A 21103-nucleotide genomic window follows, 5' to 3' on the forward strand; every position below is an offset into this window, starting at 1 on the left:
GGTTGAGCGGCTCGCGGAACTCGAAATTGAAGTCGGCTGACGCGAGCACTGGCGCCAATCGCTCCATGCGCTCCAGCGCTTTCACGCGGCTCTGCGCCTGCTTGGCCTTGCTGGCCTTGGCCTTGAAACGGTCGATGAACTTCTGCAGGTGCGCCACGCGGTCCTGCTGCTTTGAGAACGCGGCCTGCTGCAGCACCATGCGCTCGACGCGCTGCGTCTCGAAGCTGGTGTAGTTGCCGCCGTAGCGAACCAGCTTGCCTTCATCCAGGTGCAGCGTGACCTTGGTGATCGCATCGAGGAATTCGCGGTCGTGGCTGATGATGATCAGCGTGCCGTCGTAGCGCGCCAACCAGGCTTCCAGCCAGACCAGCGCGTCCAGGTCCAAGTGGTTGGTCGGCTCGTCCAGCAGCATCAGTTCGGCCGGGCACATCAGCGCGCGGGCCAGCTGCAGGCGCATGCGCCAGCCGCCGGAAAAGCTGTTGACCGGCGCGTCGAGCTGCGCCGTCTTGAAGCCCAGGCCCATCAGCAGCGCCTGAGCGCGCGAGCGGGCGTCGAACGCGCCGGCATCGGCCAGCAGCGCGTGCGCGTCGGCCATCGCATGGCCATCGTTGGCGGCTTCGGCGGCTTCGAGCGCGGCGCGCGCGGCCACCAGCCCAAGGTCACCTTCAAGCACGTAGTCGGTCGCGCCGTCTTCGGTCTCGGGCATGTTCTGGGCGACCTCGGAACGGCGCCAGTGCTTGGGCACCTCGACCTCGCCCTTGTCGTTGCCAAGACGGTGCGTCAGCAGTGCAAACAGGCTGGACTTGCCGGCGCCGTTGCGGCCGACGAGGCCGATCTTTTCGCCGGGCTGCAGCGTGGCGGAGGCGTTGTCCAGCACCACCTTGACGCCGCGGCGCAGCGTGATGTCGCGCAGCGTGATCATTGCAGGGTCTCCTTCGTCACGAGGAGGACTTGATCTTCGCCAGCCGAGGTTTCGAGCCAGACGGTTTCGAGCGTCGGGAAGGCGGCTTCGAAGTGTTCGCGCTCGTTGCCGATCTCCAGCACCAGCACGCCGTGCTCGTTCAAGGCGGCGGGTGCGGCGCGCAGTAGCTCGCGGATGAAGTCCATGCCGTCCGACCCGCCGGCCAGGGCCAGTTCGGGTTCGGCGCGGTATTCGGCGGGCAGGGCGGCCATGCTGGTGCTGTTCACGTAGGGCGGATTGCAGAGAATCAAGTCGTAGGGTCCTTGGGCAGCGGCTAGGCCGTCGCCTTGCAGCAGGCGGATGCGCAGGGCCAGGTTGTGGCGCTCGACATTCAGCTTGGCGACTGCGAGCGCGTTGGTGTCGATGTCAAGCGCGTCGACTTCCACGTCGGGCCAGGCCATCGCCGCCAGCACGGCCAGGCTGCCGTTGCCGGTGCACAGGTCCAGCACGCGGCGGCTGTCAGGGTGCAGCCAGGGGTCGATGCCGGCGTCGACTATCAGCTCGGCGATGAAGCTGCGCGGCACGATGGCGCGTTCGTCGATGCTGAAGGGCACGCCTTGCAGCCAGGCCTCACCGGTCAGGTAGGCGGCAGGCTTACGGGTCGAGATGCGCTCGTCGACGAGTGCCGCGATGGCCACCTGGTCGGCGTTGGTCAGGTCGCGCTCCTCGTGCTCGTCCAACCCGTCCACCGGCAGGCCCAGGCGCCACAGCGCCAGCCAGGCAGCTTCGTCGAACGCGTTCGTCGTGCCGTGGCCAAAAAACAAGCCCGCCTGGTCGAGGCGGGCGGCTTGGGTGGTAATGCAGTCGATCAGCTTCAAGTGCCGCGAACGTCCAATGTGATTTCGGTAAAGCTGGCGTCGTCGCCAGCCTTCTCTTCCTTGCGCGGCGTGGTGGAGAGACGCGCGCCGGGCGACTCGTTCTGCAGCCGCCAGAGCAGGTTGGTGGGCGAGTCGGCGAAGGCCAGGCCTTCCTCGCGGGTGATGGTGCCGTCGGTGATGAGCTTGGCGAAATGCTCTTCGTAGGTCTGCGAGCCCTCGGCGATGGACTTCTCCATCGCTTCCTTCACGCCGGCGAAATCGCTGTTCTCGATCAGCTCGGACACCAGCTTGGTGTTCAACAGGATCTCGATCACCGGCACGCGGCCTCCCGCCGTGGCGCGCACGAGGCGCTGAGACACGACGGCCTTGAGGCCCGCCGCCAGATCGCTCAACAGCGCGGGGCGGGACTCCGGCGTGTAGAAGGACAGGATGCGGTTCAGCGCGTGATAGGTGTTGTTGCCGTGCAGCGTGGCCAGCACGAGGTGGCCGGACAGCGCGTAGCTGATGGCTGCCGTCATCGTGTCGCGGTCGCGGATCTCGCCGATCAGGATGCAGTCCGGCGCCTGGCGCAGCGCGTTCTTCAGCGCGATCTGCAGCGAGGCCGTGTCGCGACCGATCTCGCGCTGGTTCACCACCGAGCGCTTGTTGCTGAACAGGTATTCGATCGGGTCCTCGATGGTGAGGATGTGCCCCGTCATCGTCTGGTTGCGCATCTCCAGCATGGACGCGAGCGTCGTGCTTTTGCCGGTGCCGGTCGCGCCCACCATCAGGATGAGGCCGCGCTTCTCCTTGACCATGTTGCCTAGCACGAGCGGCAGCTGCAGGCTCTCCAGCGTCGGGATGTCATGCGGAATATGGCGGAACACGCCAGCGATGGAGCCGCGCTGGCGAAACCCCGACAGCCGGAAGCTGCCGACGCCGCTGACCGACACGGCCATGTTCAGCTCGCCCGAGTTGTCCAACTCGGCCATGCTGCCGGGGTCGATGACCTCGGCGATGAGCTGGCGCGGCTGCGGCGGGGTCAGGAGCTGGTCCGACAGCTGCACCGTCTGGCCGTTGATGCGGATCAGCACCGGCATGTTGGCCGACAAATAGCAGTCCGACGCACCCTTCTCGGCCATCATCCGCAGGATGCGCTCCATGTTTCCACCGCCAGCGCTCGCCATGGTCAGGCTCGCAGCAGTTCGTTGATGCTCGTCTTCGAGCGGGTCTGCGCGTCCACGCGCTTGACGATGATGGCCGCGTACAGCGAATAGCGGCCGCCGTCTTTGGGCAGCGAGCCCGAGATGACGACGGAGCCGGCCGGGATGCGGCCGTAGCTGACGGTGTCGGTGGCGCGGTCGTAGATCGGCGTGCTCTGGCCGATGTAGACGCCCATGGAGATGACCGAGTTCTCTTCGACGATGACACCCTCGACGACCTCGGAGCGGGCGCCGACGAAGCAGTTGTCTTCGATGATGGTTGGGTTGGCCTGCAGCGGCTCCAGCACGCCGCCAATGCCGACGCCGCCGCTCAGGTGCACGTTCTTGCCGATCTGCGCGCAGGAGCCGACGGTGGCCCAGGTGTCGACCATCGCGCCTTCGTCCACGTAGGCGCCGATGTTCACGTAGCTGGGCATCAGCACCACGTTCTTGGCCTGGAAGCTGCCGCGGCGTGCAACGGCCGGCGGCACGACGCGCACGCCGGTGGCGCGCAGCTGTTCGTCGGTCCAGCCGGCGTACTTGGTGGGCACCTTGTCGAAGAAGGTCAGTTCCTTGTCGCCCATGATGCGGTTGTCGTTCAAGCGGAACGACAGCAGCACGGCCTTCTTGACCCACTGGTGCACGGTCCACACGCCGACGCTCTCACGGGTGGCCACGCGCAGGCGGCCGGCGTCGAGTTCGGCGATGACGTGCTCGACGGCCTGGCGCAGCTCCGGCGCATTGGTCGGGTCCAGGGCCGCGCGGTTGTCCCAGGCGAGGTCGATCAGGATTTGAAGGTCGGCGGTGTTCATCAGCGGGATTTTGTGAAAGAGACGATGCGACGGACGGCTTCGAGGCATTCGGCCTCGTCGGCGACGAGAGCGAGGCGGATGCGCCCGGCGCCGGGGTTATTGCCATGGGCTTCGCGGGCCAGCAGGCTGCCCGGCAGGACGACGAGATTGTATTGAGCGAGCAGGCCTTGGGCGAAGGCGATGTCGTCGCCCCCGGGTACGGCGGCCCACAGATAGAAGCCGGCATCGGGCAATGCCACCTCCACTGCGGAGGACAGCAGCGGCGTGACGTCAGCGAATTTCCTGCGGTAGCGGGCTCGGTTCTCGATGACATGGGCCTCGTCACCCCAGGCCGCGATGCTGGCCGCCTGCACGATGGGGCTCATCGCGCTGCCATGGTAAGTGCGGTAGAGCAGGAACTTCTTCAGCAGCGCCGCGTCGCCCGCCACGAAGCCCGAGCGCAGGCCCGGCACGTTGGAGCGCTTGGACAGCGACGTGAAGGTGATCAGGTTCTTGAAGTCGTGGCGACCGAGCCGGGCCGCCGCTTCCAGGCCGCCCAGCGGCGCTTCGTCACGGAAGTAGATTTCCGAGTAGCACTCATCCGACGCGATGACGAAGCCGTGGCGGTCGCTCAACTCGAACAGTGCCTGCCACTCGGCCAGCGGCATGACCGCGCCGCTGGGGTTGCCGGGCGAGCAGACGTAGAGCAGTTGCGTCTTCGCCCAGGTCGCGTCGTCGATCTGGCTCCAGTCGACCGCAAAGTTGCGCGCCGGGTCGGAGTTCGCAAAGACGACCTCCGCGCCGGCCAACAGCGCCGCGCCTTCGTAGATTTGATAGAAGGGGTTAGGGCAGACGACCGTGGCGCCGGCGCGACTCGCATCGACCACCGTCTGCGCGATCGCGAACAGCGCCTCGCGCGAGCCGTTCACGGGCAGCACCTGCGAGGCCGGGTTCAGCGTCAGGCCGTAGCGGCGGCCGATCCAGCCGGCAATGGCCTCGCGCAGCGCGGGCGTGCCGCCGGTGGCGGGGTAGGCGGCCAGCGCGGGCATGGCGCACATGATGGCTTCGGCGATCAACGCCGGCGCCGCGTGGCGAGGCTCGCCGATGCCCAGCGAGATCGGCGCGAAGTCCGGGTTGGGCGTGATGCCTGCGGTCAGCTCGCGCAGCCGCTCGAACGGATACGGATTCAGCCGCTCCAGCAACGGGTTCATCGGCCCAGCATCCCCGACTCTGAGCCGTGCGCCGGCAGATCCACGCGCGGCGCGGGCGCCCAGCCGGCCTTGCGGTGCTCGGCCACGACGTTGGTGTAGATGCCGCCGCGCACATACCACTTGGCCGTGATGCGGATGAAGCGCGGGTCCGTCACCTGGACGATGTCGTCCAGGATCTTGTTGGTGACCTTCTCGTGAAAGGAGCCCTCGTCGCGGTAGCTCCAGAAGTACATCTTCAGGCTCTTGAGCTCCACGCAGAGCTCGTCCGCAATCATGTCGATGGTGAAGTGCGCGAAGTCCGGCTGGCCGGTCAGCGGGCAGTGGCAGGTGAACTCGGGCACCTGGAACTGGATGACGTAATCGCGCTCGGGGTTGGGGTTCGGAAAAACCAGGATGTCCTTGCTGGGCTTGCTCGGCGGATTCGGCGGCACCTCGCGCATCTTGGGCTTGTTCTTCTTGGCGGCGGGGGCGGCGGACTTCTTGGTGGCCATGGTGCGGGGTCAATCTGAGAGGGTGCGAATGCTATCATCCGGCCCCGTCGAAGCGCCCGTCAAAGGCGCTTTTCTTTAGCCAAATCAAGGGCTTACGAACCTCTCGTCAATGCCAATTTCATGCGGCTGAATTCGATCAAGCTCGCCGGCTTCAAGTCCTTTGCCGAACCCACGACCTTCCAACTGCCCGGGCAGCTCGTCGGCGTCGTCGGGCCGAACGGCTGCGGCAAGTCCAACATCATGGACGCGGTGCGCTGGGTGCTGGGCGAGAGCAAGGCCAGCGAGCTGCGCGGCGAGTCCATGCAGGACGTCATCTTCAACGGCAGCGGCAACCGCAAGCCGGCGGGGCGCGCCAGCGTGGAGCTGGTGTTCGATAACTCGTCAGCGCGGGCCGGCGGGCCGTGGAACCAGTTCACCGAGATCGCCGTCAAGCGCGTGCTGACGCGCGACGGCACGAGCAGCTACTTCATCAATAACCAGCCGGTGCGCCGCCGCGACGTACAGGATGTCTTCCTCGGCACCGGCCTGGGGCCGCGGGCCTACGCCATCATTGGCCAAGGCACCATCTCGCGCATCATCGAGAGCAAGCCCGAAGAGCTGCGCCTGTTCCTGGAAGAAGCGGCCGGCGTGTCCAAGTACAAGGAGCGCCGCCGCGAGACGGAGAACCGGCTCAAGGACACGCGCGAGAACCTGACCCGCGTTGACGACATCCTGCGCGAGCTGAACGCCAACCTCGAAAAGTTGGAGCGCCAGGCCGAGGTGGCGGCGAGCTACCGCAGCCTGCAGGACAGCGGCACGCTGAAGCTGCACCAGCTGTGGTTCCTGAAAGCGCGCGATGCCGGCAACGAGGCTACGCGCGTGAAGACGGCGCATGCCGAAGCCGTCAACGCGCTGGAGTCGCGCACCGCCGAGCTGCGTGCAGTCGAGGCGACGCTCGAAGAAGTGCGCCAGTCGCACTACGCTGCGGGCGACGAGCTGCACGCTAGCCAAGGCCGTTATGCCGAGGCGCAGCTGGAGGTGAGCCGGCTGGAGGAGCGCATCCGCTTTGTCGTCGAGAGCCGCAACCGCGCCCAGGCGCGCCTGGCCGAGCTGCAGGCGCAAGACAGTCAGTGGCGCGAGCGCGTCACGCAATCCGAAGCCGAGCTGGAAGGCATTGCCGAGCAGATCGCCGGGGCCGACGAGCAGAGCGAGATCCTGGCCGCGCAGGCCGAGGAGCAGCAGGGTCAGTTGCCGGTCGTCGAAGACGCGCTGCGCGCCGCGCAGAACCGCGCCAACGAGCAGCGCACGCTGGTCACGCAGGTGCAGCAGCAGATCCAGGTGCTGGCCGCCGAGAGCCGCAGCGTGGACGAGCAGGCGAGGGCGCTGCGGCAGCGGGAAGACAAGCTCACCGCCGAGTCCCGAGCCCTCGGCGCGCCCGACCACGAGGCGCTGGATGCGCTGCGCGAGCGCAGCGCTGCGGCCGACGAGGCGCGCGAGCTGTCCGACGGCCGCTTGCAGGAGCTGGCCGAGCAAATCCCTCAGCTTGAAGACCAGCGCCGCAACGCGCAGCAGGACGCCAACGCACAGCTCGCGAAGCAGTCCGACCTGACCGCCCGACTCGAAGCGCTGAAGGCGTTGCAGGAGAAGGTGCAGACCGAGGGCAAGCTCAAACCCTGGCTGGCCAAGCACGGCTTGGACGGCCTGCAGGGCCTGTGGACCAAGCTGCACGTCGCCCACGGCTGGGAGAACGCGCTTGAAGCTGCGCTGCGCGAGCGCATGGGCGCGCTCAGCGTGGGCCGGCTGGACACGGTGCGCGCCTTCGAGGCGGATGCGCCACCCGCGAAGCTGGCCTTCTATTCGACGCCGCCCGGCTCGATTGCCAACACGCACGAGACCTTCCCCAAGCTCAGCGAGCTGCTGCGCCTGGAAGACGCGGGCCTGTCCGCGCTGATGAACGACTGGCTCGAAGGCGTCTACACCGCGCCGACGCTGGACGAAGCCCTGGCCGCACGGGGCAAGCTCACGCATGGCGAGCTGATCCTGACGCCGGCCGGCCACGCGGTCGGCCAGTTCTCGGTCACCTTCTACGCGCCCGACTCCGAGCAGGCTGGCCTGCTGGCCCGCGCGCAGGAGATCGAGCAACTGACGACGGCGCAGCGCGCGCAGAACCTGATCGCAGACGAAGCCCGGCTGACGCTGAGCCGCATCGAGCATCAGTTCAACGACGCGAATGGCCGCCTGACCACGCTGCGCCGCGAGGCCAGCGAGGCGCAGACGCGCGCCCACCAGATCCACGTCGAGCTGCTGCGCCTGAGCCAGCAGGCAGAGGCCAGCCAGCAGCGCCGCAGCGCGCTGGACGCCGAGCTGGCCGAGATCGCCGCGCAGCAAGAGGGCCTGCAGGAACGCCGCGCGGTGGGCGAGGCGCGTTTCGAGGAACTGGACATCCAGCTCGGCGACGCCCAGCAGCGCCATGCCGAGCTGGAAGACGGCACCATCGCCGCCGAGCGCAAGCTGGCCGATGCCCGCGAGCAGCTGCGCGGGCTGGAGCGCCGCGCCCAGGAGGCGCGCTTTGCCACACAGACGCTGGCTGCCCGCCGTGGCGAGCTGCAGCGCGGCATCGAGACGGCGCAGGCGCAGATCGCCACCGTCAGCGCGTCGGCCGCCAGCCTGCAAACCGAGCTGGACGGCTTCAACGACGTGGCGGCCCAGACCGGCCTGCAGGATGCGCTGGCCCTCAAGGTCGAGCGCGAAGGGCAGCTCGCCGCCGTGCGCGCGAACTACGAAGACCTTTCCCTTCGCCTGCGCAAGGCCGATGAGCAGCGCATGGGTTTCGAGCGCAGCCTGGACCCGCTGCGCGAGGCCATCACCAAGCTGCAGCTGGAAGAACAAGCCGCGCAGCTCGGCGGCGCGCAATACCGCGAGCAGCTCGAAGCCGCCGCTGTCGATCTCGAAGCGCTGACCAAATCGGTCGAAGAGGGCGGCGTCAAGCTGCACGGCCTGCAGACCGAGATAGACCGCATCAACCGCGAGATCGCGGCGTTAGGTGCCGTCAACTTGGCCGCTCTCGACGAGCTGACCACCGCCCGCGAGCGCAAGACCTTTCTCGACTCACAGTGCGCCGACCTGAACTCGGCCATCGGCACGCTGGAAGACGCCATTCACAAGATCGACCTCGAAACGCGCGACCTGCTCGGCTCAACATTCAACCAGGTCAACGAGCACTTCGGCCGCATGTTCCCCGAGCTGTTTGGCGGCGGCGAGGCCAGGCTGGTCATGACGGGCGAAGAGATCCTGGACGCCGGCGTGCAGGTCATGGCGCAGCCGCCGGGCAAGAAGAACAGCAGCATCCACCTGCTGTCGGGCGGCGAGAAGGCGCTCACCGCCATCGCGCTGGTGTTCGCGATCTTCCAGCTCAACCCCGCGCCCTTCTGCCTGCTGGACGAAGTGGACGCGCCGCTGGACGACGCCAACACCGAGCGCTACGCCAAGCTGGTGTCGCAGATGAGCCGCATCACGCAATTCCTCTTCATCTCCCACAACAAGATTGCGATGGAAATGGCTGAACAACTGATTGGGGTGACGATGCAGGAGCAGGGCGTGTCGCGCATCGTCGCGGTCGACATGGACAAGGCCTTGGCCATGGCAGAAGCATGAACATGTCGCTGACAACGCTGCTCGCCATCCTGGGCGGCCTGGTGCTCATTGCCGTCGTCGCCCACGGCGCCTGGACGGCGCGCAAGGCCGGCCCCAAGCGCGCCGTGCCGCTGATGGAAGAACCGCACTTCGACGGCCCCGCGCCTGCGCCCGGGGACGAAGCCGCCGCAGCGGCCGACCCGCTGGACGCGACCCTGCCTGCCGTGGCGCGCCCGCTGCGCCGGCCGTCGGCGCGCATCGACGCGCTGATCGATGCCATCGCCACCATCACCGTCGAGGCGCCCATTTCGGGTGAGCTGGCCTTGCAGCACCAGCCCGGCAGCCGCCGTGCCGGCACCAAACCACTGCAGATCGAAGGCCTCAACGCCGAAACCGGTGCGTGGGAGCTGCCCGCGCCAGGCCAGCGCTACAGCGAGTTCCAGGCCGGCCTGAAGATGGCCAACCGCAGCGGCGCACTCAACGAGATCGAGTACTCCGAGTTCGTGCAGAAGATCCAGGCCTTCGCCGATGGCATCGGCGGCTTCGTGCAGTTCCCGGACATGCTGGACGTCGTCGCCCGCGCCCGCGAGCTCGACCAGTTCGCCGCCGGCCATGACGCCCAGCTCGCGCTGTTGCTGCGCGCCAAGGGCGCCGCCTGGACGCCCGGCTTCGTGCAGCAGGCAGCAGGCCGGCATGGCTTCGTTGCGGGCGCCCTGCCGGGTCGGCTGGTGATGCCGGCCATGGAGGAGGGCGCGCCGCCGGTGTTGACGCTTCAGTTTGACGCGCAAGCCGCACTGGCCGACGACCCCGAGGCACAGTCGCTGCGTGAGCTGACGCTGGCGCTGGACGTGCCACAGACGTCGTCCGACCAGGAGCCCTTCGCCGCCTGGCAGGAGGCCGCTCGCTCGCTCGCCCGCGACCTGGAAGCCGAAGTCTGCGACGACCGCGGCCAGGTGCTGGGCCTGCATGCCTTCGCGTCCATCGACGTCGAGCTGAAGAAGCTCTACGAAGCGCTGGCCGAGCGCGACCTGGCGGCAGGATCGCCGGCGGCAAGGCGGCTGTTCAGCTGAAATCATGAACACAGCCGCAGAGACACAGAGGCACAGAGAAAGTCGGGATCTCTCCGTGTCTCTGTGCCTCTGTGGCTGTGTTGAATCCCCTGGGAGCTGACATGGCAATGTCGCTCGCACTCATCGCCCTTCTCATCCTTGCCAGCGCCTTCTTCTCGATGGCCGAGTTGTCGCTGGCTGCATCGCGTCGGCTCAGCCTGCAGCAGCGCGCCGATGGCGGCGATGCCCGCGCGGCCAAGGTGCTGGCCGTGCAGGAGCATCCGGGCGACTATTTCACCGTCGTGCAGATCGGCGTCAACACCGTCGCCATCCTGGCCGGCATCGTCGGCGAGGGCGCTTTCACGCCTCATTTCGAAGGCTTGTTCGGCCACGTCGTGGCGCCCGAACTGGCGGCGACACTGGCCTTTGCCGCGTCCTTCATCGGCATCACCTCGCTCTTCATCGTGCTGGCCGACCTGGTGCCCAAGCGCCTGTCGATGAACGAGCCTGAGCGCGTCGCGATCGCGATCGTTGGCCCCATGCTGCTGCTGTGCCGCCTGCTCAAGCCGCTGGCCTGGGCCTTCAGCGCCATCACGGAGGGCTTGATCCGCGTGCTCGGCCTGCCCGCCAAACGCGACGAGACCATCAGCTACCGCGACATCCTGGCGCTCACCGAGGCGGGCTACCAGGCCGGCGTCGTGGCCGACGAAGAGCAACAGGTCATCGCCAACGTTTTCGAGCTGGACACCCGCACCGTCGAGACCGTGATGACCGAGCGCGAGCGCATCGTGTTCTTCTCGCGCGACGACGACGACGCGCTGATCCGCACCCGCATCGCCGACACGCCGCACTCGACCTACCTCGTCTGCGACGGGGATGTCGACCAGGTCGTCGGCTACGTGGACGCGACCGACCTGTTCCAGCGCGTGCTGCGCGACGAGCGCCTGTCCCTTCGAGAAAACGGCGGCGTGCTCGTCAAGAAGGTGCTCATCGTGCCGGACCGGCTGACGCTGTCGGAGATGCTGATGCAGTTCCGCGAGGCGCACGAGGACTTCGCCGTCGTCGTCAACGAATACAGCCGCGTGGTGGGCGTCATCACGCTGAACGACGTGATGAACACGGTCATGGGCAGCCTCGTCTCACCGCATGACGAGGAGCAGATCGTGCGCCGCGAGGACGGCAGTTTCCTCGCCGACGGCATCACGCCGATCCCCGACGTGGAGCGCTCGCTCGGCATCGAGGGCTGGCCGCGCGCCGGCACCTACGACACGCTGGCCGGCTTCCTGATGGTCATGCTGCGCCGCATCCCCCGCCGCACGGACGTCGTCGAGTGGGAAGGCTGGCGCTTCGAGGTGGTGGACGTGGACAGCTATCGGGTCGACCAGGTCATGATCACCCCGATGGCGCCAGCAGGCCCGGTGGCCCGGCACTGACGTTGACAATGGCGGCATGACCGTCGATCCCGCCCAGCGCGCCGCCGAATTGCGCGCCCAGCTCAACCACCACGCCCACCTCTACTACCTGCTCGATGCGCCCGAACTGCCGGATGCCGAGTACGACAAGCTCTTCGCCGAGCTGCAGGCCGTCGAGGCCGCGCACCCGGAGCTGTTGACGCCGGATTCGCCGACGCAGCGGGTCATCGGTGCCGTGCTGGCGGGCCTCACGCCGGTGCGCCACGTCGTGCCCATGCTGTCGATCACGACCGAGACGGACACGACCGAGGGCGGCGCGCTTGCCTTCGATGCGCGCGTGCGCCGCGAGCTGGGGCTGGCGGCGGGCGACCCTCCCGTCGAGTACGCCGCCGAGCTGAAGTTCGACGGTCTGGCGATGAACCTGCGCTACGAGCATGGCGTGCTCGGGCAGGCAGCCACGCGCGGCGATGGCGAGACGGGTGAGGACGTGACGCAGAACGTGCGCACCATCGGCCAGATCCCGCTACGCCTGCGCGGCGAGGCCCCGGCGGTGCTGGAGGTGCGCGGCGAGGTCTACATGCGCCGTGACGATTTCGAGAAGCTCAACGAGCGCCAGCGCGAGCGCGGCGACAAGACCTTTGTCAACCCGCGCAACACGGCGGCCGGCGCCATCCGCCAGCTCGACCCGGCGCTGGTGCGGCAACGGCCGATGTCCTTCTACGCCTACGGCCTGGGCGATGTGCAGGGCTGGGACATCCCCGCCACGCACGCCGAGTTGCTCGATGCGTTGGCGGCGTTCGGCCTGCCGGTGAGCAGCGACCGTGTCGTCGCCGAGGGCGTGACCGGGCTGGTCAAGTTCCACCAGGCCATGGCCGCCAAGCGCGACGCGCTGCCCTTCGACATCGACGGCATCGTCTACAAGGTGAACTCGCGCGCGCTGCAGGCCAAGCTGGGTTTCAAGACCCGAGAGCCGCGCTGGGCCGTGGCGCACAAATACCCGGCGCAGGAGCAGGTGACGACGCTGCTCGCCATCGACGTGCAGGTGGGCCGCACAGGCAAGCTGACGCCGGTGGCGCGGCTGGAGCCGGTATTCGTCGGCGGCACGACGGTCAGCAATGCGACGCTTCACAACGTCTTCGAGATGCGCCGCAAGGGCGTGCGCGTGGGCGACAAGGTGGTCATCCGCCGCGCGGGCGACGTGATTCCCGAGGTGGTGGGCCGCGTACCCGGCGAACGCGCCACCTACGTGCCCAACTTCCGCTTGCCGCGCGCCTGCCCGGTCTGCAAGAGCGAGGCCGTGCGCGAGCGTGGCGGCATGGACTACCGCTGCTCGGGCGGTGTGTTCTGCCCGGCGCAACGCAAGCAGGCCATGCTGCACTTTGCCGGCCGCCGTGCGATGGACATCGAGGGCCTGGGCGACAAGCTGGTCGAGCAGTTGATCGACGCTGGCATCGTGCACGGCCTGCCCGACCTCTACAAGCTCGCTGAACTTGAAGGAAGGGCCAAGCTCGCGGCGCTGGACCGCATGGCGGAGAAGAGCGCACAGAACATCGTCGACGCGCTGGAGAAGAGCAAGACGCCGACGCTGGCGCGCTTCCTGTTCGCTCTGGGCATCCGCCAGGTTGGCGAGACGACGGCCAAGGAGCTGGCGCGCCACTTCGGCACGCTGCACGCGCTGATGAGCGCCAGCGTTGAGCAATTGCTGGAGGTGGCCGATGTCGGGCCCATCGTCGCCGTAAGCATCCACACCTTCTTTGCGCAGCCGCACAACCGCGAGGTCGTCGAGCAATTGCTGGCGGCCGGTGTGCAGCCGAAGGAAAGCGTTGGCGAGGCCGATGACCGGCCGCGCCCGCTGTTGGGCAAGACCCTGGTGCTGACCGGCTCACTGCCCTCGTTGAGCCGCGACGAGGCGCAGGCGCTGATCGAGGACGCCGGCGGCAAGGTCAGCGGCTCGGTGTCCAAGAAGACCAGCTACGTCATCGCCGGCGAAGAGGCCGGCAGCAAGCTGGAGAAGGCGCGCACGCTGGGCGTGGCGGTGCTCGACGAAGCGGGGCTGCGCGCCCTGCTCGGCGCGGTCGCCTGAAGCGGCCGCGCCAGCGGGCTCAGAAGGAGGTCCACTCCTCGGCAGCCGGCTCGGGTGCGCGCTTTGCAGGGGACCCGCCACCAGCAGCCGCGTCAACACTTGCCGTGTGGCGCTGCTGTGGTGCCCGGGCCATGCTGGGCGCCGGCTTCGCGGGCTTCTTGGCCACCGGGCGCAGGGCGGGCCGGGCCAGCTTGGCCGGTGCGGCGCTGCGGGTCACTGGCGCGCGTGCCTCGCCGAGCTTGAAGACGCTGACCGCCTCGACCAAGTTTTGCGCCTGCTGCTTGAGGCTCTCTGCGGCGGCGGCGCTTTCCTCCACCAGCGCGGCGTTCTGCTGCGTCACCTCGTCGAGCTGCGTTACTGCGTCGCTGACCTGGCCGATGCCGGAGGTCTGCTCCACCGTGGCCGTGGTGATCTCGGCCAGCAGGTCGGCGACCTTGCGCACCTGCTCGACGATGTCGGTCATGGTCGAGCCCGCGTCGGCCACCAGCCGCGAGCCGGTCTCCACCTTCTCGACGCTCGCGCCGATCAGCTGCTTGATCTGCTTGGCCGCCTCGGCGCTGCGCTGCGCCAGGCTGCGCACCTCGCTGGCCACCACCGCGAAGCCGCGGCCCTGCTCACCGGCGCGGGCGGCCTCGACGGCTGCGTTCAACGCCAGGATGTTCGTCTGGAAGGCGATGCCGTCGATGACGCCGATGATGTCGACGATCTTCTTGGAGCTGTCGGTGATGTCGCCCATGGTGACGACGACGCGGCCCACCACGTCGCCACCCTTGCCGGCCACGGCGCTGGCGCCTACGGCGAGCTGGCTGGCCTGGCGGGCGGTCTCGGCGTTGTTCCGGACCGTGGCGTTGAGCTCCTCCATCGAGGCCGCCGTTTCTTCCAGGTTGGCCGCCTGCTCCTCCGTGCGCTGGGACAGGTCGGCGCTGCCCGTGGCGATCTGGGCGCTGCCGGTGGCGATGGAATCACTGCTGGCACGCACGGTGCTCACCACCTTGATCAGGCTTGCGTTCATGGCATCGAGCGCGCCGAGCAACTGTGCGATCTCGTCGCTGCCACCGGTGTCGATATGCGAGCTGAGGTCGCCGGCGGCCACGGTCTGGGCAATCAGCACCGCCCGGCCGATGGGTCGGGTGATGGAGCGCGTCAACACGACGCCTGTGCCAATACCCAGCAGCGTCGCGCCGGCAGCCAGCACCAGCATCAGCACGTTGGCGCCCCGGGCCGTCTCGGTTGCTTCTAGCGCGAACTCCTCCATGCCCTTGACCTGGGATTCGACAAAGGTATCAATGGCCGCCAGATAGATGCCCTGGGGCTTCAGCATCTCTTTGACGAGGTAGTCGCGCCCTTCATCGACCTTGCCGCCCTTGATCAATCCGACGAGGTGCTGTTCACGTTCACCGTACTCGCGGCGCGCTTCCTGCAAAGCCTTCAGCGCGGCCTTACCTTTCTCGGTATGGATGGTGGGCGCCAGCGTCTCCAGCGTTTTCGCGATCACTGGCGCTGATTCCTCGATCTTGGCCAGTTCGCCCTTGAGGACGGTCGGGTCGCTGGTGAGCAGGGCCGTGCGAAGGGCGCGGGCCTGCTTGTTGACTTGGTTCTCGATGACGTTAGCGGCCGCGACCTTGACGTAGCGGTCGTGCACGATGACTTCGGTGCTGTGGTCCACAGCATTGATGCGGCTGATGCCGATCGCCGCCATGGCCAGGGTCAGCGCGATCAGCGCTGCAAAGCCGGCGCCCAGACGGGTGCCGATCCTGATGTTGCTTAGAACGCTCATAGGGATTCCTTCTTGGGTGAGGACCTGCGCGCCAGCATGGTTGGCTTACTGGCTGGACTGGACAACGCGACCGTTGAGGGGTTGCACCGGCCGGGCGTTCAAGGCGTAGGCGCGGCCGAAGCGGGCGATCTGTTCGGCAGACACCTGCACGGGCGTCTTCAATACGAACCAGCTCACGCCTTCACTGCAGGGCGGCGTCGTCAACGAGCCGGCGAAGCTGTAGTAGGCACGATTGTCGGGCAGCAGCGCGTTCAGGTCGATGCCGAGGCCGGCGACGCTGGACTCCTGCTCTTTGACCTTGGGCAGGTTGTCGAACACGGCCTGGATCAGCGGCTGCTTTGCGCCCTTGTCCATCAACACCGCCACGACGGCCAGGTTGCCGGCCTCGCTCTTGTGCACCAGGTGGGCAACCAGCGAGTAGGCCTTGCCGTCCACCCGCTCCTCGCTCGGCTTGTGGAAGTGGAACTGCAGCAGCTCGTAGCGCGTGCCGCCGACCGTAATCGAGCTGCCCGGCGCCATATTGACCTGCACGGTGTGGCCGTTGTCGATGATCTTCAGCGGCGTTGGCTTGTAGTCGAAGCTGATCGCGGGCAGCGCGGCGGACTGGACGTCGGCGGTGCGGATGTTGATGGGGGACTGCGCGTGCCCGAGCGCGCAGCTGCCGAACTTCTCGTCGACTGCCGACCATTTGGCCGGCCCCGTGGCGCCGCTGTAGGACCAGTGGGCGGGGTGGGCGGGATGTGTGTCGTGGTGCGCCGCGAGCGCGGTTTCGGCGCACAGGGCGGTGGCCGGCAGCAAGACCGTTGCGGCCAAGACGGCCAGCACATTCAGTTGGGCAATCAATTTCATCATGAGCTCCTCGTGGTTGGTCATCATCGGGCGGGGTGGGTCGCCAGCGCCTCGCAGCTTGCGCCATGGCGGGAACGAACGCAATGAAGCGTCGTTGCAGTGCACATGCCGTCACCGCAGCTTTCGTGACATCCGCCATGGCAAGCAGCCACTTGAAAGAACGCGCGGCCGTGACGGCGAAATCTCGAAGTGGAGCGCTAAGCGGTCCATCGCACAGTCGGTCAACTCCACTCGGCCGGCAGCTGACGCAGCCGCTTCAGCGCTTGCGGCCAGGCACCCCGTGCGGCCCCAGCACACCGTCGACGCGCGCCCATTCGGGCGCCGTCTCGAACAGGTGGTCGATGAAGGCCCGCGTCTTGGCCGGCATCAGGCGGCGGCTGGCGGTAAGCAGGGCCACGGGCAGCGGCTCGTAGCGCCACTCGGGCAGCACCGGCACCAGCGTGCCGGCAGCGACGTCTGACGCCACCATGCCGAAGGGAAAGCTGCCCAGGCCACCGCCAGCGCGCGTCAGCGACAACACGAGACCGATGGAGTTGGCCTCCAGCGGGCCTTTCACGTCGACATCGACGGTCTGCCGGCCGTTCTGCAGCTTGCGATACATGCCCTTGCCCTGGGTCAGCACGACGAAATCATGCTCGGCCAGATCGGCCGGCGTCTGCGGTGCGGGCCGCGCCTGCAGGTAGACGGGGCTGGCGTACAGGCCGCGCTCCAGCATCATGTATTGACGGGCGATCAGGTCGGGTTCGTCCACCGGGCCCATGCGCACGGCCACGTCGTAGGGCTCGTTGAAAAGATCGACGCGGCGGGGCGTCGTGTCCACCTCCAGCTCGACCTTGGGGTAGCGGCGCACGAAGCGCGCGAAGCTCTCCGCCAGCACCAGCATCGCGAATTCCGCCGGCACCGAAATGCGCAACCGGCCTTGCGGCGTGGCGTCCCGCGAGGCCAGCCATTCACGGGTTTCGGTGATGTCCTCGTCGTGGCGAGCCGCCCGCTCGGCGAGCTGTTCGCCCAGCTCGGTCAGCGTCAGGCGGTTGGCACCGGGCACGAAGAGGCGGGCGCCGACCGAGGTTTCCAGCGCCGTGAGGCGTCGGCTCAGCGTGGCCTTGGGCAGGTCTAGCTGCCGGGCCGCTTCGGACAGCGAACCCGCCTTGTGAACCTGGGCCAGCAGCAGGAGGTCGTCGATCTTCATCGTGGGCGTCGCGTTCATTTTTCGTTTCGTTTCCGGAACGATGCGTTTGACTTTTGCAGCTATTCACCGGAAATGGAACTCTCTACAGTCCGGCCCATCATGTCAAGCACCCGTCTGCTCCAGCCGCACAGGCACCGCATCGGCGCCGGCTTCCAGGCCGACGGTTGGCGCGAGCCGCTGGCGCTGCTCGACCCCTTCATCATGGTCGACCACTTCCGCATGAGTGAGCCGGCGTTCGCGCCGCACCCGCATGCCGGCTTCTCGGCAGTGACCTATCTCTTCGACGACTCGGCAACCGGCATGATCAGCCGCGACTCGCTGGGCGGCGAATACGCGATCGAGCCGGGCGGCCTGCACTGGGTGCTGGCCGGCCGCGGCGTCATGCACGACGAGTTCCCGGCCGAGCCCGGCCGCGAGGCACATGGCCTGCAGATCTTCGTCAACCTGCCGGCCGACCAGAAGCTGCGTGCGCCGACCGTCATGCGCCTGCGCGCCGAGCAGATGCCACGCCGGGTGGGCGAGGGCTGGCGGGCGGTGCAAGTGTTCGGCGCCGACACCACGCTGGACCTGCCGTGGTCCACATCACTCGTGCTGGTCGACATCGACGTCGGTGCCAGCTTTGATCTCACGCTGCCCGAAGGCGAACAAGGCTTCGCCATCGTCATCCACGGCAGCGGCCACACCGATGAATTTCCGCTTGCCATCGGCCGCGCCCTCAGCCTGGCGGTGGGCAGCGGCGCCCGCATCGTCGCTGCCCAAGCCATGCGCCTGGCCTGCTTCTGCGGCCGGCCGCTCCTTGAGCCCGTTGTGCGCCACGGCCCCTTCGTCATGAGCGATGAAGGCCAAGTCGTGGCCGCACTGCAGCGCTTCCAGTCGGGCGGCATGGGCCGCCTCAGCCCTCGATAAAACCAAGCCACACAAGAAGGAAACCTGTCATGAACGCAGCACAAGAAAACGCCACGCCCCCCAAGCCCGACGTGAACAGCAAGAAGAGTGGCCCGCCCGTGCCGTTGCTGATCTTTGGCGCGATTCTGCTGATCGGTGGCATCGGCCTGGGCGGCCGCATGTGGTGGCGCGCCCAGCATCTGGTGGAGACCGAAAACGCCTTCATCGCCGGCCGCATCCACCCGGTGGCCACGCGCGTGGCCGGTGTCGTCACCGAGATGCGCATGCTGGACAACGCGGTCGTGAAGGCCGGCGACGTGCTGCTGCGCCTGGACCCGGCCGACGCCGCCGTGCAGATCGAGCGCCTGAAGGCGCAGATCGCCCAGGCCGACGCTGCCATCGCCACCAGCGCCGCGCAGATCGCCCAGGCCAAGGCCCAGGGCGCGGTGACGAACTCGCAGGTCGCCCAGGCCGAGAGCGTGCTGGCCCGCACCGAGCTGGACGCCAAGCGCAGCCAGGCGCTGTTCGGCGCCGAGCTGCGCGCCACCTCCAAGCAGGAGCTGGACGCGGCGCTCGCCGCCCGTGACGTGGCCCGCGCCGACGTGGCCGCCCGCAAGGCCGGCGCCTCCGCCGCCAAGGAGGCGGTCGTGGCCGCCGAGAGCGCCCGCCAGTCCGCCAACGCACAGAAGGGCGCCACGCAAGCCCTGCTGAAAGACGCGCAGAACCAGCTCGGCTACGTCGAGCTGAAGGCCGCCAGCGACGGCCGCATCGGCAAGCGCACCGTGGAAGTCGGCCAGCGCGTGCAGCCCGGCCAGCAGCTCGCGGCCATCGTCGAGCCCGAGGTGTGGATCACGGCCAACTTCAAGGAAACGCAACTGGCCAAGATGAAGCCCGGCCAGAAGGTGCATGTGAAGGTCGACGCCTTCCCGGGCCAGGAGTTGCTGGCCCACGTCGACAGTTTCGCCCCCGCCTCGGGTGCCAGCTTTGCGCTGCTGCCGCCGGACAACGCGACCGGCAACTTCACCAAGATCGTGCAGCGCGTGCCGGTCAAGGTCGTCTTCGAGCCCGAAAGCCTGAAGGCGCTGGGCGAGGCGGCGACACGCATCGTGCCCGGCTTGTCCGTGCAGGTGGAAGTCCACATCGCCGATTGAGAACGGCATGGGCAACGAAAACCTCCCCCCGCCGCCCGGCGAAAAGGTCAACGGCCGCACCTGGCTGGCCGTGTTGGCGAGCCTGCTGGGCGCCTTCATGGCGGTGCTTGACATTGCTATCACCAACTCGTCGCTGAGAGACATCCTCGGCGCGCTGTCGGCCACGCAGGAAGAGGGCTCCTGGATCTCCAGCGCCTACCTCGTCGCCGAGATCGTCGTCATCCCGCTCGCCGGCTTCCTGTCGATGGTGTTCTCCACGCGGCGCTATCTCATCGTCAACGTGGTGCTGTTCCTCGCCTTCAGCACGCTGTGCGGCATGGCCTGGAGCCTGGAAAGCATGATCGTCTTCCGCGCCGCCCAGGGCTTCACGGGCGGCGTCATGATCCCCATGGCGATGACGCTGGTCACGCGCAAGCTGCCGCTGAACAAGCGCCCGATCGGCCTCGCGCTGTTCGGCATGACGGCCACGCTCGCACCCACGCTCGGCCCCACGGTGGGCGGCTACCTGACCGAGCTCTACGGCTGGCCCAGCATCTTCTACATCAACTGGGTGCCCGGCATCCTGCTGGTGCTTGGCGTCGGCATCGGCCTGGAGAAGGAGCCGATGAACCTGAAGCTGCTGCGGGATGTCGACTGGTTCGGCATCGCCTGCATGGCCATCGGCCTCGGGTCTCTCACGGCGATGCTGGAAGAAGGCAACGCCAAGGACTGGTTCCAGAGCCCCTTCATCATCACGGCCGCCGTGCTGGCGGTGGGCGGCATCTACGGCTGGGCCTGGCGTGGCCTCACGCGCAAGAACACCTTCATCGACCTGCACATCCTCGGCCGCCCCAGTTTCCTGATCGCCGGCGTGATCGCGTTCGCCACTGGCATGGGCCTCTACGGCTCGGCATTCATCCTGCCGCTGTACCTGGGCCAGATCGCCCAGTACACCCCCATGCAGATCGGCCTGGTCATCATGTGGATGGGCCTGCCGCAGCTCTTCATCATGCCGTTCGCGGCCAAGCTGTCCACCAAGCTGGACAACCGCGTGATGATGAGCGTGGGCCTCCTGCTGTTCGCCACGTCGTGCTTCATGAACACGCACATGAGCGCCGACACGGCCGGCCCGGAGCTGATCGCCGCGCAGATCGTGCGCGCGCTGGGCCAGCCGCTCATCATGATCACGCTGACTAACTTTGCGATCAACGGCATTCCGCCCAACCTGCTGCCGAGCGCGTCGGGCATGTTCAACATGATGCGCAACCTCGGCGGCTCGGTCGGCATCGCGATGCTGGCCACGTTGATCACCAACCGCGAGCACCTGCACAGCGCCCGCGTCGGCGAGTCCGTCAGCCTTTACGACCCCGCCACGCAGGCGCGGCTGGAGGCGCTGACGCAGAACTTCGCAGCCAAGGGCGCCGACCTCGCCACCGCGCAGGACATGGCCCTCAAGGCACTGGACAACGTGGTGCGCCGCGACAGCTTCGTCATGGCCTACAACGACGCCTTCCTGATCCTCGGCATCGCGCTGTTCGCCTGTGTCTTCATCGTCTGGATGAGCAAGAAGGTGCTCGGTGGCGCTGGCGCCGCCGAAGCCGCACATTGATGGACCACCCCGTTGCGCTTCGCGCTCCCCTCAAGGGGCGCAGCCAGTGGCCCGG

General features: G+C 67.7%; 16 protein-coding genes. 7 read left to right on the top strand and 9 right to left on the bottom strand.

The window, feature by feature from the left end:
* From ABIS05_RS08480 to queF, 6 genes are all read right to left on the bottom strand, one after another.
* On the bottom strand, positions 1 to 922 hold a 922-nt coding region (locus ABIS05_RS08480; protein WP_348011001.1), incomplete at its 3' end, for an ATP-binding cassette domain-containing protein.
* Positions 919 to 1779 (bottom strand): 50S ribosomal protein L3 N(5)-glutamine methyltransferase, encoded by an 861-nt coding sequence (prmB, locus tag ABIS05_RS08485; protein WP_348011002.1) that lies wholly within the window; start codon positions 1777 to 1779, stop codon positions 919 to 921. The genes prmB and ABIS05_RS08480, both read right to left, overlap by 4 nt.
* On the bottom strand, positions 1776 to 2945 hold the full coding sequence (locus ABIS05_RS08490) for a PilT/PilU family type 4a pilus ATPase (protein ID WP_348011003.1): 1170 nt from the start codon (positions 2943 to 2945) through the stop codon (positions 1776 to 1778). Before ABIS05_RS08490 ends, prmB begins: the two co-directional genes overlap by 4 nt.
* Before the next feature lie 2 nt (positions 2946 to 2947).
* On the bottom strand, positions 2948 to 3772 hold the full coding sequence (dapD, locus tag ABIS05_RS08495) for a 2,3,4,5-tetrahydropyridine-2,6-dicarboxylate N-succinyltransferase (RefSeq protein ID WP_348011004.1): 825 nt from the start codon (positions 3770 to 3772) through the stop codon (positions 2948 to 2950).
* Positions 3772 to 4962: a succinyldiaminopimelate transaminase gene (dapC, locus tag ABIS05_RS08500; protein WP_348011005.1), complete on the bottom strand. Its 1191-nt coding sequence runs from the start codon at positions 4960 to 4962 to the stop codon at positions 3772 to 3774. Before dapC ends, dapD begins: the two co-directional genes overlap by 1 nt.
* Positions 4959 to 5402, bottom strand: coding sequence for a preQ(1) synthase (queF, locus tag ABIS05_RS08505; RefSeq protein WP_348011030.1), 444 nt, complete (start codon positions 5400 to 5402; stop codon positions 4959 to 4961). Before queF ends, dapC begins: the two co-directional genes overlap by 4 nt.
* A gap of 171 nt (positions 5403 to 5573) precedes the next feature.
* Here queF and smc point away from each other — a divergent pair, with 171 nt between their 5' ends.
* The 4 genes from smc (at position 5574) to ligA (ending at position 13609) form a co-directional block, all read left to right on the top strand.
* The gene (gene smc / locus ABIS05_RS08510; protein WP_348011006.1) at positions 5574 to 9086 is read left to right on the top strand and encodes a chromosome segregation protein SMC; all 3513 of its coding nucleotides are present in this window, start codon (positions 5574 to 5576) and stop codon (positions 9084 to 9086) included.
* A gap of 2 nt (positions 9087 to 9088) precedes the next feature.
* Positions 9089 to 10135, top strand: a complete 1047-nt coding sequence (locus tag ABIS05_RS08515; RefSeq protein WP_348011007.1) for a cell division protein ZipA C-terminal FtsZ-binding domain-containing protein — start codon at positions 9089 to 9091, stop codon at positions 10133 to 10135.
* 101 nt (positions 10136 to 10236) lie between these two features.
* A complete protein-coding gene (locus tag ABIS05_RS08520; protein WP_348011008.1) occupies positions 10237 to 11547 on the top strand; it encodes a hemolysin family protein in 1311 nt (436 codons plus the stop codon).
* 16 nt (positions 11548 to 11563) lie between these two features.
* Complete coding sequence (gene ligA / locus ABIS05_RS08525; RefSeq protein WP_348011009.1) at positions 11564 to 13609, top strand: NAD-dependent DNA ligase LigA; 2046 nt, start codon at positions 11564 to 11566, stop codon at positions 13607 to 13609.
* Positions 13610 to 13628: 19 nt separating this feature from the next.
* On the opposite strand, the gene ABIS05_RS08530 is transcribed toward ligA, so the two are convergent.
* The 3 genes from ABIS05_RS08530 to ABIS05_RS08540 form a co-directional block, all read right to left on the bottom strand.
* Positions 13629 to 15386: a methyl-accepting chemotaxis protein gene (locus ABIS05_RS08530; RefSeq protein ID WP_348011010.1), complete on the bottom strand. Its 1758-nt coding sequence runs from the start codon at positions 15384 to 15386 to the stop codon at positions 13629 to 13631.
* Between the two features lie 45 nt (positions 15387 to 15431).
* The gene (locus tag ABIS05_RS08535; protein WP_348011011.1) at positions 15432 to 16235 is read right to left on the bottom strand and encodes a carbonic anhydrase family protein; all 804 of its coding nucleotides are present in this window, start codon (positions 16233 to 16235) and stop codon (positions 15432 to 15434) included.
* Between the two features lie 256 nt (positions 16236 to 16491).
* A complete protein-coding gene (locus tag ABIS05_RS08540; protein ID WP_348011012.1) occupies positions 16492 to 17442 on the bottom strand; it encodes a LysR family transcriptional regulator in 951 nt (316 codons plus the stop codon).
* An 81-nt stretch (positions 17443 to 17523) separates the two neighbouring features.
* Between ABIS05_RS08540 and ABIS05_RS08545 the strand changes: the two genes are divergently transcribed.
* From ABIS05_RS08545 to ABIS05_RS08555, 3 genes are read left to right on the top strand one after another with little or no spacing between them, the layout of a single operon-like run.
* Positions 17524 to 18330, top strand: coding sequence for a pirin family protein (locus tag ABIS05_RS08545; protein ID WP_348011013.1), 807 nt, complete (start codon positions 17524 to 17526; stop codon positions 18328 to 18330).
* A 29-nt stretch (positions 18331 to 18359) separates the two neighbouring features.
* A complete protein-coding gene (locus tag ABIS05_RS08550; RefSeq protein ID WP_348011014.1) occupies positions 18360 to 19460 on the top strand; it encodes an HlyD family secretion protein in 1101 nt (366 codons plus the stop codon).
* A gap of 7 nt (positions 19461 to 19467) precedes the next feature.
* Positions 19468 to 21048, top strand: coding sequence for a DHA2 family efflux MFS transporter permease subunit (locus ABIS05_RS08555; protein ID WP_348011015.1), 1581 nt, complete (start codon positions 19468 to 19470; stop codon positions 21046 to 21048).
* Positions 21049 to 21103 lie beyond the last annotated feature (55 nt).

Origin of the sequence: Roseateles sp. (assembly GCF_039929605.1) — a bacterium.
Lineage (GTDB): Bacteria > Pseudomonadota > Gammaproteobacteria > Burkholderiales > Burkholderiaceae_C > Pelomonas.

What these genes read in the sequence shown, in the direction of transcription:
- ABIS05_RS08490 (WP_348011003.1), bottom strand. Translation starts at nt 2,945, where the DNA reads ATGGCGAGCGCTGGCGGTGGAAACATGGAGCGCATCCTGCGGATGATG.
- dapD (WP_348011004.1), bottom strand. Translation starts at nt 3,772, where the DNA reads ATGAACACCGCCGACCTTCAAATCCTGATCGACCTCGCCTGGGACAAC.
- dapC (WP_348011005.1), bottom strand. Translation starts at nt 4,962, where the DNA reads ATGAACCCGTTGCTGGAGCGGCTGAATCCGTATCCGTTCGAGCGGCTG.
- queF (WP_348011030.1), bottom strand. Translation starts at nt 5,402, where the DNA reads ATGCGCGAGGTGCCGCCGAATCCGCCGAGCAAGCCCAGCAAGGACATC.
- smc (WP_348011006.1), top strand. Translation starts at nt 5,574, where the DNA reads ATGCGGCTGAATTCGATCAAGCTCGCCGGCTTCAAGTCCTTTGCCGAA.
- ABIS05_RS08515 (WP_348011007.1), top strand. Translation starts at nt 9,089, where the DNA reads ATGTCGCTGACAACGCTGCTCGCCATCCTGGGCGGCCTGGTGCTCATT.
- ABIS05_RS08520 (WP_348011008.1), top strand. Translation starts at nt 10,237, where the DNA reads ATGGCAATGTCGCTCGCACTCATCGCCCTTCTCATCCTTGCCAGCGCC.
- ligA (WP_348011009.1), top strand. Translation starts at nt 11,564, where the DNA reads ATGACCGTCGATCCCGCCCAGCGCGCCGCCGAATTGCGCGCCCAGCTC.
- ABIS05_RS08530 (WP_348011010.1), bottom strand. Translation starts at nt 15,386, where the DNA reads ATGAGCGTTCTAAGCAACATCAGGATCGGCACCCGTCTGGGCGCCGGC.
- ABIS05_RS08535 (WP_348011011.1), bottom strand. Translation starts at nt 16,235, where the DNA reads ATGAAATTGATTGCCCAACTGAATGTGCTGGCCGTCTTGGCCGCAACG.
- ABIS05_RS08540 (WP_348011012.1), bottom strand. Translation starts at nt 17,442, where the DNA reads ATGAACGCGACGCCCACGATGAAGATCGACGACCTCCTGCTGCTGGCC.
- ABIS05_RS08545 (WP_348011013.1), top strand. Translation starts at nt 17,524, where the DNA reads ATGTCAAGCACCCGTCTGCTCCAGCCGCACAGGCACCGCATCGGCGCC.
- ABIS05_RS08550 (WP_348011014.1), top strand. Translation starts at nt 18,360, where the DNA reads ATGAACGCAGCACAAGAAAACGCCACGCCCCCCAAGCCCGACGTGAAC.
- ABIS05_RS08555 (WP_348011015.1), top strand. Translation starts at nt 19,468, where the DNA reads ATGGGCAACGAAAACCTCCCCCCGCCGCCCGGCGAAAAGGTCAACGGC.